Source organism: Streptomyces indicus (assembly GCF_900100315.1).
GTDB lineage: Bacteria > Actinomycetota > Actinomycetes > Streptomycetales > Streptomycetaceae > Streptomyces > Streptomyces indicus.
The window spans coordinates 1-12,798 of sequence record NZ_FNFF01000024.1; the positions used below are offsets into that span (position 1 = coordinate 1).

The window sequence follows — 12,798 nt, forward strand, 5'->3', positions numbered from 1 at the left end:
CCATAACGGTCAGATCCCCCAGTCTCAGCGTCCGCCGAAGCGGGCGGCGTCGAAGTTCGCGGCGGCCATGTTCTGGCGGGCGTTGTCGGCCGACTCCTGGTCACCGGTGCCGAAGGCCGAGTCCATGCCGGACTGGCCGCCCAGGATCGCCGACAGCGCGCCGTTCAACGCCGCGGTGATTTCGTCCGAGTTGTTCTTGAACGCGTCGAATGCCGCCTTGCCGGAGCCGTTGAACTTGCCCTCCAGCGGCTGCGCCGCAGCGATCAACTGACGGATCAGCGACCCCAGATCGTCACTCGACGTCTGCGACTGCGACCGCAGATTCGACAGCACGGACGCACCCATGTCGAACTTCATCGGGCCTCCCCCGGACGGATGTCCATTGATCGATGTATGCGGAATCCATGCTTATCAACAGCCGTCCGGGGGAGGCAACGCGGGGTGATCGACGATCACGAACCTGTGACACACGAGTCACTGATCCGCGACGTGTCCGATGCGGGCGAATCGTCCCGTCGCCGGGCCCGTCGCCGGGCCCGCTGCCGGGCCCGCGGGCTCAGCCCGCGGCGCCCAGCAGCGCCCGTCCGATCTGCGGATACACCCCCTTCGGGTGGGCGCGGAACAGCGGCTCGGTGCCGAAGAGGTAGACGCGCGCGCCATCCGCCGCGGAGGCGCTCACCACCGAGGCGCGGCCCGCCGCGTCCCCGGGCCCGCCCGTGCCGTCCTCCAGGGCGCGCCAGTGCCCGGAGACCAGCGGGTTGCCCGTGCCGTATGCCTGCTCGACGCGCACCCCGGGGCCCAGGTCGGTGAACCAGACGGGGGAGTAGACGAAGGTGTGCCCGGGTGCCCCGGCCGTCACCGAGCCGCCGCCCGCGTTCGTCACCCGCACCACACCGTTGGCGTCCCCGTTGCCGGCCACCGCCTTCGCCGCGAGGAGATCCGTGGCCGAGGTCAGCGCGGCCCCCGTCTCGCCGAGGCCGACCACGCCGCCGCCGTCCGCGAGGAAGGCGTCGAGCGCCGTGCGTGCCGCGGTGTTCAGGGCGCCGTGGTCCAGGCCGGACGACACCATCAGGACGTCCGTGCCGGACCAGTCGAAGCCCGCGTTCAGGGCCGCGGTCGACACCGGGGTGACCTCGAAGCCCATCTCGCGCAGGGCGAAGAGCTCGCCCGGCGTGACGGCCGCCGCCACCCGCGTGCGCGCGAAGACGCCGGAGCCGCGCTCGCGCGTCGCGGCGAAGGAGACGCCGTACTCATGGGCGAGCGCACGCGCCGCACCCCGCGCCGAACCCGGCACGAGCGCGGACCCGTCCGCCGCCCTGCGGACCTGAATGCCGTCCGCGAGCAGGGAGTTGAGCGCCGCGACCTCCTGCGGGTCGTCCAGGCGCAGCCGCAGATCACCATACGGGGCCACATACGCGGCCGAGGAGGCCGAGCGCACCGGCGTGCGCGGGACGTCCAGGCGGCCGTCGCGCACCACGTCGACCGAGGCGCCCCACAGCCGGCCCAGGCTCCAGCCCGAGATGTCGTACATCACCGAGACCTTGTCGCTGATGTCGCGGCCGTCCGCGAGCAGCACGTTCGCCATGCCGCGCTTGGGCTGCTCCAGGTCGACCAGGTACGAACCGCGCGGGTAGGTCCGGGATCCGATGCGGAAGTCCCGTACCGCGCGCTCCACCCGCACGTCGTTCGCGAGCAGATGGTCCACGAGGCGGGCCGCCGCCGTGGCCGAGCGCTGACCGCGTCCCGCCGCCGGGATCACGTACGCGCGCGGGAAGTCGGTGGTGTAGACGTCCTCGGGGCCGATGCCCGGCACGCCCGGGACGGTCTCCTCCGAGACGGGCACCTGCGCCTCACCCGCGTCGGCGCGGCGGAAGGTCTCGATCTGGTCCGCGACCAGCGAACGGCCGCGCTCCCGCACGAAGTCGAGCGTCGCGTCCATCGCGGCGCCCGCGATGTCCGTGTTGATCGCCGAGCGCCGGCGCAGCTCCTCGACCGGAAGCGTGTCGTATGCCCGGTTGTTGACCTGCATCGGGAACTCGATGGTGTGCGCGGCCGTGGCGCCGTGGAACGGCATGTACTGCGGCGTGAAGATGGGCGGCCAGTCGTCCCAGCCCTCCTCCGAGTCGCGGAAGGGGATCTGCGCGGGCTTCACCCCGTCCTTCGCCTCCGTGTAGCCGAGGCCGTTGACCGCCGCCTCCATGCCGAGGGCGTTGGCGTAGGTGTTCTTGAGGAAGAGGTCGTACTCGTAGTTCTCGCCGTGCGGGGGCGTGGTCGGCTCGATCAGCGTGCCGTTCACATAGCCGTGCAGGTCGATCATCACGGCCGGCTGCTTGTCGATGGCGATCTGGCGCATCGCGCGCGTCTCGGGCTGCGAGGCCGTCACGAAGTCGCGGTTGAGGTCGAAGCCGTTGGAGTTGGCGCGGGTGCCGACGATCCGCCCGTCGGGGTTCGCCGTCACGTTGATGTAGACGCGGGAGCGGTCGAGCAGGTCCTCGGTCTGCGCGTCCTTCGCCGTCGCGAGCCGCTCGATGAGCTTCAGGGCCGCGTCCGTGCCCTCCCACTCGTTGCCGTGGATGTTGTTGTTGATGAAGACCGGCGTCTTGTACTCGGCCTTGATCTCCTTGTCCCGCGCGGCACTTGCGGGCGCGTTCTCGATGCGCTCGCGCATCCGCTCCTGCTCGCGGGCCTCGCGCGCGGACTCCGGCGAGGTCACGGTCACCAGATACAGCTGGTGCCCGCCCGCGCTGCGCCCGGCGATCTCCACGCTCACGCGGTCGCCCAGCTTCTGCAGGGCGTTCAGCTTCGGGGCGATCGCGTGGTACGGCGTCAGGCCCAGCTTGAGGGACTTGTCGGCCGGGTTCTCCGGCATCACGGGCAGCCGGCGCTCGCGCGGATAGCCGCCCGTGTGCGAGAAGTCGGGTCTGAGCCCCTGAAGGGCGCGCTCGGCCGAACTCTCCGGGGACTTCGCGGCCTTGCCGCCCCGCTCCTCCGCCCCGCGCACCGGCGAAGGCTCGGGCCGCGGCTCGGCCTGCGCGCCGGCCGGCACGAGCAGCGTGGTGGTCAGAGCGGCGCCGATGAGCAGGACGGGAACGGGTCTGGATATGCCCACGCGTACCTCCGCGATCCTCATCTTTGACAGGTACGCGGTGTCTACCCTCTCAACTCGCCTGCAACAAGAGGGTCTTGACGTCGGCGGAGGCCGCTTCCGTACGCGCTGTCACGGCCGGCGCGGCACATGCACCTCCGGCAGATACGCCAGCGCCCCACCCTCGACCGGCAGAGCGACCCCGTTGACGTACGAGGACGAGGGGCCCGCCAGGAACGCCACGGCCTCGGCGATCTCCGCCGGCCGGCACAGCCGCCCCAGCGGGTACGCCGCCTCGATGCGCCGGCGTTCGGCGGGGTCGCCCCACCGGTGGGCGTTGCGCTCGACCGCGACGAAGCCCGGTTCGACGACGTTCGTACGGACGCCGAGCGGCCCCCACTCGACAGCCGCGGCGCGGGCCAGAGCGCCGAGCCCCGCCTTGGCGACCGCGTACGGGGCCATCCCCGGCGCCGCGCCGTGCGCGTGCACCGATCCCACGAGGACGATGGACGCGGTCCCTTCGCCTTTGCGTCGCACGAGCTCGGCGGCGGCCTGCCACGCGGAGACCAGGGAGACGTTCAGGACCCGGTGCCACTGCTCGGCCGTGAGATCCGCGAGCGGGGCGCGGGCCTCGCCGAGGAGCGCGTGCACCAGGACGGACGGCGGGCGGGCGCACGCGTCGAAGGCACGGGCGAGCACGGCAGGGTCGGTGGCGTCGCCCACCAGGGCGGTGCAGTCGGGGAGGCGGTCCACGGACCCGTCGAGGTCGAGGGCGACCACGTCGTATCCGTCGGCGGCCAGCCGGGCCGCGCAGGCGCGCCCGACGCCGCCCGCCGCGCCGAGAACGAGGGCCGAGCGGTGCGCGTCGGTCATGCCGTGGTCTCCTCGGGGCGATGGGACAGGTCCGGTACGAGGCCGAGGCCCGGCCCGGGCGGCAGGGTGTACGTCCCCGCGGCGACCGGCTCGTGCGGTGTGACCGTCTCCGCCCGCCACGCGACCTCGCCGAACATGAACTCAAGCGGCGGAGAGGACGGCGCAAGGAGCGCGGAGAGATGGGCGGATGCCGCCGTCGCCACCGGGCCGCTCGGGTTGTGCAGTGAGACCGCGACACCGTGCCGCTCCGCGAGACCGGCGAGGCGCAGCACCTGCTGCGGACCGCCCGCGTGCTTGACGTCCGGCATCAGGACGTCGAGGGCGCCCGAGCGCAGGGCGGGCAGGACCTCGTCCTCGGTGGCCGCGAACTCGCCGCCCGCAAGGGGTACGCCGAGGGCGTCCCGCACCTTCCGCAGCCCTTGCGGATCGTGGAGCTGTGCCGTGTCCTCCAGCCAGCCCGGTCGCAGCTCCGCCAAGGCGTCGGCGTGCACGAGGAGTTCGTCGACGGTCAGGAGGTGATGGGCGTCGAGCAGCAGGCGGCGGTCCTCGCCGATCGCGTCCCGTACGGCGCGGGCGATCCGCAGCCCTTCGGCGATGCGGTCCGGTCCGGTCAGAGCGTCCCAGGGGGCGATCTTCACCGTGCCGAACCCGGCGGCGACGGCGCGGGCGGCCACCGCGGCGGCGGCATCCGGGTTACGGGTGCGGACCGCGCGGTTGATGTTGGCGTACAGCGGAAGGGTCCGCCGGTGGACGGTCCCCGCGGTGCGGTCCGCCAGCCAGTCGGCCAGCGGCCGCCCCGCCGCGCGGGCCGCCGCGTCCGCCGCGGCCGTCGCGAGACCTCCGGCGACGGTGCGGCCGGCGAAGCCGGAGTGGAGCGGTGCGCCCGACGCCAGGATCCGGGCCGCCTCCTCCTCGGGGATGTCCGACAACTCGCCCCACCCAGGGCCTTGTCGGACCAGCAGCCATGTGGTGCGGGCCGTGACCGGGACGGGGTGCAGGGCCGTGCCACGGCCGGAGGCGGGCGGAGCTGCTGTCACGTGCCTCAAGTTCCTTTCGTGTGGCCTCAGTTGGTGGCGGGTGGCGGGTGGCGGCTCACGGGTCGCGGTCGCGTCTCCCGGGGTGCGTGTCGCGCGGCGTCAGCCGAAGGTCTCGTACGTCAACGGATCCGCGTAATACGCCGCGAGCAGCGGAGCCGCCGACGACACCGCCAGCGCGTGCGGACCGAGCGCCGTCGGCTGCACGCACCCCGGATCCCAGGAGCGCCCGATCCGGCGCGCGGCCTCGGCGCGCACCTCGTCCACATACGACAGCACCCCGCCGGACAGCACGACGAGCCCGGGGTCGAACAGGTCGACCAGGTGGGCGACGGCGGCGCCGATGTGCCGGGCCCTCTCGCGCAGCAGACCGTCGGCGGCCGTGCCGGGCGCGGCGAGTCGGGCCACGTCCTCGAGCCCCGCACCCTCCGCGACCAGCTCCGCCGCCACCGCCGCGTCCACCACGGCCCGGTCCGAGGCCACCGCCTGGAGTACACCGCGCCGCCCGCAGGCACAGGCCGGCCCGGACTCACGGATCGGCAGATGGCCGATCGCCCCCGCGGCCGCCCGCGCCCCCGTGAGCACCCGGCGGTCGATCGCGAGGGCCGCGTCGATGACATTGCCGGTGAACAGATGGACCGAGGTCTCGGTGCCGCGCGCCCCGCCGAACCACACTTCGGCGGTGGCGTGCGCGCGGGCACCCGAGTCGACGACGACCGGGAGGCCGGGGCCGAGTGCCTCGCTGAGGAGGGCGTGCAGCGGGACATCCCGCCAGCCGAGCGCTTCGTTGTCGACGACGACTCCGGCGGCAGGATCGACCCAGCCGCCCGTCGCCGCGCCGACTCCGAGCACGGGGACGGGGCCCGCGTCCTTCACGAGCGCGGCCACCAACTCCCGTACACCTGAGATCAGTTCGCAGGCCGCACCGGGTCCGCGTTCCTGCATGCGCACCTCATGCACCTGGCCGCGCAGATCCACCAGGCCCGCCGTCGTCCGCTGCCGACCGAGATGCACCCCGATCGCATACCGGGACCCGGCGACCAGATCCACCGGCACCCGGGGGCGGCCGCCGCCGCCGGTCAGCGCGGGAAGCTCCCGCAGCAGACCGGCGGCGACGAGTGGCGAGACGATCCGGCTGACCGTGCCGGGCGCGAGACCGAGCCGCTCGGCCAGGTCGGCGCGGGGCAGCGGCCCCTCGCCGAGCACGGCCTGAAGTGCGGCGGCGGTGTTGGTGCGGCGCAGCCCCGCGGGCGTGCGCAGCTCCTCGGTCCCGGCTCCGGTCATGGTCCCCCACTCACTTCCGTACTTCTGTGCGCACCTTCTCTGCGCACCTTCTGTACGCGACTTCTTCAAAGACTTCTGCACGCGGCAACGTGCCTACGCCTGCTGCGCGTTGGTCTCCTCCAGCTCCCTGCCGGTCGTGGCCAGGAAGGGAGCCGAGAACACCAGACCCGCGCACACAACGTACGCGCAGGCCGCGATCGCGACTGTCTTGAGGCCGAAGGAGTCGAGCATCGTGGGGATCAGCGCGACGTTGAGCGCCGCCATCAGACGGGCCGCGGACTGGGCGATACCCGAGCCGACCCCGCGCAGCTGCGTCGGGAAGGCCTCCGAGGACCACACCCACGCGAGCACACCCGGACCGAACCAGGTGAGCAGCGAGTACGCCAGCCAGAACGCCAGCAGAGCCGCATCGCTCTCCGGCCCGAGGAAGGCGATGCCCATGCCCGCCACGAACACGCCGAGGCAGGCCGAGATGCCCAGCGTGCGGCGGTTGACCCGGTCGATGACCAGCGCGCCGAGCAGGACACCGGTCAGGCCGATCAGATAGCCGCCTAGCGAGAAGTACAGCGCGTGCTCAACGTCGATCCCGGCGGCGGTCATGACCAGCGGACCCGCGACGGTGGCGACGGCGCCGCCGAACGCGTTGAACGCGAAGAACCCGGCGACCACCGCGAGCCGGCGCCCCGCCCCGTCACGCAGGAGCTCGCGCAGATCCCGCTTCGGCGGCGCGGGCGCGGCCTTCGGCTCCTCGACGCCGAGCAGTTCGAAGACCTGCCGTGCCTCCTCGTGCCGCCCCTGGGCGCGCAGCCAGCGCGGCGACTCCGGCAGGAACTGGCGGGCGATCAGGACGGCGAACGCGGGCACCGCGGCGAAGCCGAACATCCAGCGCCAGGTGTTCTCGCCCGCCACATCGCGCAGCGCGAGCGCGACGAGCACGCTGGTGACGGCACCGAGCAGCCACATCACGTTGGGCAGCGAACCCGCGATCCGGCCGCGCCGCGCCTTCGGGGATATCTCCGCGAGGAACGCGTGCGAGGTCGGGATGTCCATGCCGACCGCGACCCCGATGAGGAAGCGCGCGATCATCAGCTGCCACACCTCGGTGACGAACGCCGCGGCGATCGAGGCGGCCACGAAGAACACCAGGTTGATGACGAAGATGACCTTGCGTCCGAACCGGTCGGACAGATCACCGAAGACGACCAGTCCGACGGCCGCGCCGATGAAGGCGACGGCGGTGAGCCAGCCGACCTCGAAGCTGGACAGGCCGAACGCGGGCTTGAGGAAGATCATGGCCGCGCCCACGACGAGCAGGTCGTACCCGTCGATGAACTCGCCGAAGGCGACGATGCGCGGGGTCCACTTGCGGGTGTATCTCGCCCGCTTCGGGGTCAGGCCCCCGGCGGCTGCCGGGGCTGCGGCGGAGTCGGTGGTGGTCATGGGGCCTCAGAGTCCTTCGTGGAAGCCGATGGACGGCGGGTTGGCGGGAGTCGTGCCGAAGAAGTCACGGCCGCCGTCGCCGGCGACGGCCGCGCCGGCGCCCAGCGCGGGGGAGCCGGTGAGCAGCTTGAAGTCGGCCGGGTCGGACGACGTGGTGGAGGGCGCGGCGAGCAGGGGCGCCGAGGTGAGGGTGTGGGTCGCGGTCGGCGGTACCGCGGCCGCGTGGATCAGGTTGTGGTCGATACGGAACGCCGAGTCGTTCAGCGTCCACGCGGACGAGCCCGAACCCGCCCCGCGGATCAGGTTGTTGGTGAAGGCCACGTCCAGCGCCCCGTCCTTCGTGGCGCTCTCCAGGACGATCTGGTGGCCGGAGTCGGCGGGCAGCTGGATCGTGTTGTTGTGGATCCGTCCGCGGACGAGACCGCCGCTGCACACGTGGAACGTGCGGGCGTGGTCGTTCACGGACAGGTTGTAGCGGATCACGAAGTCCTTGGCGTTGCCCGGCACATCGGCGCCGTACGGGCAGAGCAGGAAGAAGCCGCCGTCGTTGTCGTGGCTGACGTTGTACTGGAACGTCACGTGGTTCGTGGAGTGGTCGACGTCGTAGGCCTGGCCGTCCCTGGTGGTGTTGCCGCCGGACGCCTTGTTGTGCTGGAAGGTGACGTAGTCGCTGTTGGCCGTCCACATTCCGGCGTTGGGCGATCCGGCCCGCTCGTTGAACCCGGCGAGCGTGTTGCGCTGCACCAGCGCGTTGCTGCTGGACTTGACGGCGATCCCGTCGCCGCCGATGTCGGACAGGGTGTTGTCCTCGACGACCGCGCCGGTGTGCGGGTGCCAGGCGGCGGTGCACCAGGAGGACCAGAAGCCCACCAGGTCGGCCCGCCGGCACCAGTTGGACCAGAAGTAGATCCCGGCCCGGTCCACCGAGGCGATGGTGTTGTTCCGGATCCGGATGTCCTTGAACGACGAGGGAGTCGTGCTCCCCAGCGCCTCGACGACGATGCCGCCCGAGGCGCCCCCGTACTTGCCGTTGGAGATCGTCCCGCCGGTCGTCGAGGGCAGCACTCCGCGTACGTCGTGGATGTTCAGGCGCTGCAATACGACCCCGGTCAGGTCCCCGGAGTCCACGGCCTGCGCCCACACCCCGCGCCGGGCGGTCGTGTTGTCGCCGGGCGCGGTCAGTTCGAGGTCCTGCACGGTGACGTACGAGGCGTTCTTGAGCCATACGGCGGCGTAGTTGCCGTTCGCGTCGATACGGGCGGCGGGCCCGGTGCCGTAACTCCCGTACGTGACCGGCGCGGTGGCGGTGCCCGAGTGGCGGGCGTACAGCTGCCCCTTGCAGGTCGTGCCGCGCTTGAAGAGGACCGAGTCGCCGGCGCCCAGGGCCAGGGCGTTGGCGGCGGGCATCGAATTGAGCGGGGCGGACTGGGTGCCGGTGCCGTTCGTCGTGGCCGAACAGTCCACGTAGTAGGTGGTGCTTGCCGCGAAGGCCGGTGCGGCGAGCGCGAGTTGGGCGAAGCCGGCACACAGGCCGAGGGCGAGGGCGAAGGGGCGGAACACGGTCACCTCCTAGTTTTGTGCGGAAAGAAAATAAGTCCGAGAGGTATTCGTCAAGGGTTCGCGCACGCTTCGCCACACACCTGCAATGCGCGCACCACAAAACTGCGGAGCCTTCCGGACGAGTCGGGCGCTGCCGCAGCCGCCCCGTACGCTGGGCCGCATGCGCGATCTCGGAACCGGGTTCGGTTATCTCCTCAAGGGCCAGCGGTGGGTGGCGGGCCACGGCCGCTGGTTCGGCTTCGGGCTGCTGCCCGGCCTGATCACCCTCGTTTTGTACGTGGGTGCGCTGATCGGACTCGCCTACGGGGCCGACGACTTCGTGGCCTGGGCCACCCCGTTCGCCGACGACTGGTCCGAGGCCTGGCTCGCCGTCTTCCGCGGCTTCCTGGTCTTCCTGGTGTTCGCGCTCGGCCTGCTGCTCGCCGTGATCACCTTCACCGCGGTGACCCTGCTGATCGGGCAGCCCTTCTACGAGTCGCTGTCCGAGCAGGTCGACAAGGACAAGTCACCGGACGGCACCGCGCCCGAGTCGGGCCTGCCGCTCCTGCGCGAGCTGTGGATCTCCGCCCGCGACAGCCTCCGTATCGTCGTGCGCGCCGCCGCCTGGGCCGTGCTGCTCTTCGCGCTCGGCTTCATCCCGTTCCTGGGCCAGACCGTCGTCCCCGCGATCGGCTTCGGTGTCACGGGCTTCTTCCTCACGCAGGAGCTGACCTCGGTCGCCCTCCAGCGCCGCCGCGTCGAGGTGCGCGAGCAGCTGGTCATGATGCGCTCCCGGCGGCTGCTGATCTGGGGCTTCGGGGTGCCGCTCGCGGTGTCGTTCCTGATCCCGTTCGTCGCGGTCTTCTTGATGCCGGGAGCGGTGGCGGGGGCGACCCTGATGGTGCGGGACCTGCTCGGCGAGGACGGCGACGAGGGCGAGGACGAGGGCTCCGGGACCGCCGGGGACACCGCCCTCGCGGGCCCCGACGTCCAGCATCCGGGCGCCCGTTGAGCCCCGTGCACCCGAGACCGAGGATCCGTCCATGACAGAACTGATAGCCGTCGCCGTCATCACCGCCCTCGCCGTGATCAGCCCCGGCGCCGACTTCGCCATGGTCGTGCGCAACAGCTATCTCCACGGCCGTACGACCGGACTGTTCAGCGCGGCCGGAGTCGCCGCGGGCGTGCTCGTCCACGTCACGTACACGATGCTGGGCGTCGGCCTGCTCATCGCCTCGTCCACGGCGCTGTTCACGGCGATCAAACTGATCGGCGCCGCCTACCTCGTGTACGTCGGGATCAAGACCTTCCGCGCCAAGCCGGTCGAGCTCGATCTCGAACGGCCCACCGCGCTCTCGCCGTTCGGCGCGCTGCGCTCCGGCTTCCTGACGAACGTGCTCAACCCCAAGACCACCCTGTTCGTGGTCTCGACCTTCACCCAGGTCGTCCAGCCCGGCACCCCGGTGCTCCAGCAGGGCGCGTACGGCCTGTTCATGTCCCTCGCACACCTGGGGTGGTTCGCGGCCGTGGCGCTGTTCTTCTCGCACTCGCGCCTGCGGACGGTGATGCTGCGCGGGCAGCGTGCCCTGAACAAGGCCATCGGTTCGGTCCTCGCGGGCCTGGGCGTCAGCCTCGCGTTCGCGCCCTCGCGCTGACCGGCGCTAAGGCCGGGGGAGGCGGCGCCCGAACCGCGCCCCGGTCTCCCGCAGGAGCCGTATGAACGCCTCCGCGGCCGCCGGCGGGGTGCGTCCGCGCAGGGTCGCCGCGTACACGGCGCGCGGCGGGATGTCCTCCTCGTGCACCGCGAGCAGCCGGATGTCGGGCCGTACACCGTCCGCCGCCAGCGCGGGGATGAGCGCGACGGCGAGCCCGGCGGCCACGTACCCCTGCTTGGCGATCCATTCGGCCGCGACATAGGCCACGCGCGGGCGGAAGTCCTCGCGTACCGCCGGGTGCAGCAGGCTGCGTTCCGTCGCCGTGCTGCCCGACACCCAGGGCTCGTCGGCCAGTTCGGCAAGCCGTACGCGGCGCCGCCGTGCGAGCCGGTGCCCCGCGGGCACGGCCGCGTACATGGCCTCGTCCACCACCTTCTCCAGCGCGTACGCCTCCGGCACCGCGCCGCCCGTCGACGACACCACCGCCAGATCGAGCTCGCCCCGGTCGAGCCGCCCGAGCAGTGCGCCGGTCAGGCCCTCCGCGACGGTCAACTCGACGTCCGGGTGGCGCTCCTGGAACGCGGCGACGGTCCGCGGCACGAGCGCCGCGCCCGCCGTCGGGAACGCCCCGACCCGCAGCCGACCGCCGCTCACCTCCCGCAGCGCCGTCAAGTCCTCCCGTACGCCCTCCAGTTGGGCCAGGACGGCCTCGGCGCGCGGCAGCAGGACGCGTCCGCGCTCCGTCGGGGCCACCCCGCGCGGCAGCCGGTCGAAGAGCGCGCCCTCTCCCAGCGCGGACTCCAGGGCCTGGATCTGGCGCGAGACGGCGGACTGCGTGTAGCCGAGCGTCCGGGCGGCCTCGGTGAACGAGCCGAGCCGCGCCACCGCCAGGAAGACCCGCAGCCAGGCGGTGGAGAGCTCGTGGGCTTCAGTGGACATGGGCACCTCCGGGGCAGGCTGCTGCCATGCGATTCTCGCATGGTCGGCATGCAAGACATTCGCTTGTCGCATCCACCGGCCCGCGCCTAGCGTCGAGGCATGGACCAGCAGGAACACCCCCGCACACCACGGCTCGCCTTCCTCGGACTCGGGCACATGGGCGCCCCCATGGCGGGCCGGCTGCTCGCCGCGGGCCACCCGTTGACCGTCTGGAACCGCACCGCATCCCGCGCCGCACCCCTCGTCGCCCGGGGCGCCCGCCTCGCCGCCTCGCCCGCCGAGGCCGTGCGGGACGCGGACGTGGTCCTCACCATGCTCGCCACCCCCGAGGCGGTACGGGAGATCGCCCGGCAGATCGGGCCCGCACTGCGGCCGGGGGCGCACTGGGTGGAACTGTCCACCGTCGGACCCGAGCTCGTACGGGAGGTGGCGGCCGGGCTGCCGAAGGAGGTCGCCCTGGTCGACGCACCCGTCCTGGGCAGCACCGACAAGGCGCGGGCCGGCACACTCGGACTCCTCGCGGGCGGCGACGCGGATGCGGTGGAGCCCGTGCTGTCCGCGCTCGGCACCGTCACACGCACCGGCCCGTCCGGCACCGGCGCCGCCCTGAAGCTCGTCGTGAACACCGCCGTGCTCGGGGGAGTGGCCCTGGTCGGCGAGGCGATGCGGCTCGCGGACGCCCTCGGCGTCCCCGAGGAGACGGCGAAGGCCGCGCTCGGCCGGAGCGCGCTCGGCGGTGCGGTGCCCCGCGCCTTCGCCGAGGACGTCCACTTCGCGGTCGAACTCGCGGTCAAGGACGCCGGGTTGGCCACCTCGGTCGCGCACCTGCCCGCGCTGGAAGCCGTCCGCGAGCACTTCGCGGCCCACCCCGACCTGGCCCACGAGGACATCGCGGCCGCGGTGACCCGTATCCGTACGGCCGAGAACTGAGAATCCCGAAGGAGCTCCA

11 protein-coding genes are annotated in these 12,798 nt (G+C 72.4%); 3 read left to right on the forward strand and 8 right to left on the reverse strand.

What is annotated here, in order from left to right:
* Positions 1–24 precede the first annotated feature (24 nt).
* The 7 genes from BLT97_RS34070 to BLT97_RS34100 all read right to left on the reverse strand — a co-directional run bounded on the left by BLT97_RS34070 (position 25) and on the right by BLT97_RS34100 (position 9,276).
* Complete coding sequence (locus tag BLT97_RS34070; RefSeq protein WP_093612150.1) at positions 25–357, reverse strand: hypothetical protein; 333 nt, start codon at positions 355–357, stop codon at positions 25–27.
* Positions 358–556: 199 nt separating this feature from the next.
* Positions 557–3,109 (reverse strand): M14 family zinc carboxypeptidase, encoded by a 2,553-nt coding sequence (locus BLT97_RS34075; RefSeq protein WP_245769701.1) that lies wholly within the window; start codon positions 3,107–3,109, stop codon positions 557–559.
* Positions 3,110–3,217: 108 nt separating this feature from the next.
* On the reverse strand, positions 3,218–3,958 hold the full coding sequence (locus BLT97_RS34080) for an SDR family NAD(P)-dependent oxidoreductase (protein ID WP_093617346.1): 741 nt from the start codon (positions 3,956–3,958) through the stop codon (positions 3,218–3,220).
* Positions 3,955–4,995: an enolase C-terminal domain-like protein gene (locus BLT97_RS34085; RefSeq protein ID WP_143041430.1), complete on the reverse strand. Its 1,041-nt coding sequence runs from the start codon at positions 4,993–4,995 to the stop codon at positions 3,955–3,957. The genes BLT97_RS34080 and BLT97_RS34085 overlap by 4 nt, the downstream gene beginning before the upstream one ends.
* A 99-nt stretch (positions 4,996–5,094) precedes the next feature.
* Positions 5,095–6,276, reverse strand: a complete 1,182-nt coding sequence (locus BLT97_RS34090; protein WP_093617350.1) for an ROK family transcriptional regulator — start codon at positions 6,274–6,276, stop codon at positions 5,095–5,097.
* A gap of 93 nt (positions 6,277–6,369) precedes the next feature.
* A complete protein-coding gene (locus BLT97_RS34095) occupies positions 6,370–7,716 on the reverse strand; it encodes an MFS transporter (RefSeq protein ID WP_218137343.1) in 1,347 nt (448 codons plus the stop codon).
* 6 nt (positions 7,717–7,722) lie between these two features.
* A complete protein-coding gene (locus tag BLT97_RS34100; RefSeq protein WP_093617352.1) occupies positions 7,723–9,276 on the reverse strand; it encodes a right-handed parallel beta-helix repeat-containing protein in 1,554 nt (517 codons plus the stop codon).
* Positions 9,277–9,436: 160 nt separating this feature from the next.
* Here BLT97_RS34100 and BLT97_RS34105 point away from each other — a divergent pair, with 160 nt between their 5' ends.
* Positions 9,437–10,267 (forward strand): EI24 domain-containing protein, encoded by an 831-nt coding sequence (locus tag BLT97_RS34105; protein ID WP_093617354.1) that lies wholly within the window; start codon positions 9,437–9,439, stop codon positions 10,265–10,267.
* Between the two features lie 31 nt (positions 10,268–10,298).
* Positions 10,299–10,910 carry a LysE family translocator gene (locus BLT97_RS34110; protein ID WP_093617356.1) on the forward strand — a complete coding sequence of 204 codons (612 nt, stop codon included), beginning with the start codon at positions 10,299–10,301 and terminating at the stop codon, positions 10,908–10,910.
* A gap of 6 nt (positions 10,911–10,916) precedes the next feature.
* On the opposite strand, the gene BLT97_RS34115 is transcribed toward BLT97_RS34110, so the two are convergent.
* Entirely contained in the window at positions 10,917–11,849 is a 933-nt protein-coding gene (locus BLT97_RS34115) for a LysR family transcriptional regulator (protein ID WP_218137344.1), read from the reverse strand.
* Positions 11,850–11,948: 99 nt separating this feature from the next.
* On the opposite strand from BLT97_RS34115, the gene BLT97_RS34120 reads away from it, so the two are divergent.
* Entirely contained in the window at positions 11,949–12,779 is an 831-nt protein-coding gene (locus tag BLT97_RS34120; RefSeq protein WP_093617360.1) for an NAD(P)-dependent oxidoreductase, read from the forward strand.
* Positions 12,780–12,798 lie beyond the last annotated feature (19 nt).

What these genes read in the sequence shown, in the direction of transcription:
- BLT97_RS34070 (WP_093612150.1), bottom strand. Translation starts at nt 357, where the DNA reads ATGAAGTTCGACATGGGTGCGTCCGTGCTGTCGAATCTGCGGTCGCAG.
- BLT97_RS34080 (WP_093617346.1), bottom strand. Translation starts at nt 3,958, where the DNA reads ATGACCGACGCGCACCGCTCGGCCCTCGTTCTCGGCGCGGCGGGCGGC.
- BLT97_RS34090 (WP_093617350.1), bottom strand. Translation starts at nt 6,276, where the DNA reads ATGACCGGAGCCGGGACCGAGGAGCTGCGCACGCCCGCGGGGCTGCGC.
- BLT97_RS34095 (WP_218137343.1), bottom strand. Translation starts at nt 7,716, where the DNA reads ATGACCACCACCGACTCCGCCGCAGCCCCGGCAGCCGCCGGGGGCCTG.
- BLT97_RS34105 (WP_093617354.1), top strand. Translation starts at nt 9,437, where the DNA reads ATGCGCGATCTCGGAACCGGGTTCGGTTATCTCCTCAAGGGCCAGCGG.
- BLT97_RS34110 (WP_093617356.1), top strand. Translation starts at nt 10,299, where the DNA reads ATGACAGAACTGATAGCCGTCGCCGTCATCACCGCCCTCGCCGTGATC.
- BLT97_RS34115 (WP_218137344.1), bottom strand. Translation starts at nt 11,849, where the DNA reads ATGTCCACTGAAGCCCACGAGCTCTCCACCGCCTGGCTGCGGGTCTTC.
- BLT97_RS34120 (WP_093617360.1), top strand. Translation starts at nt 11,949, where the DNA reads ATGGACCAGCAGGAACACCCCCGCACACCACGGCTCGCCTTCCTCGGA.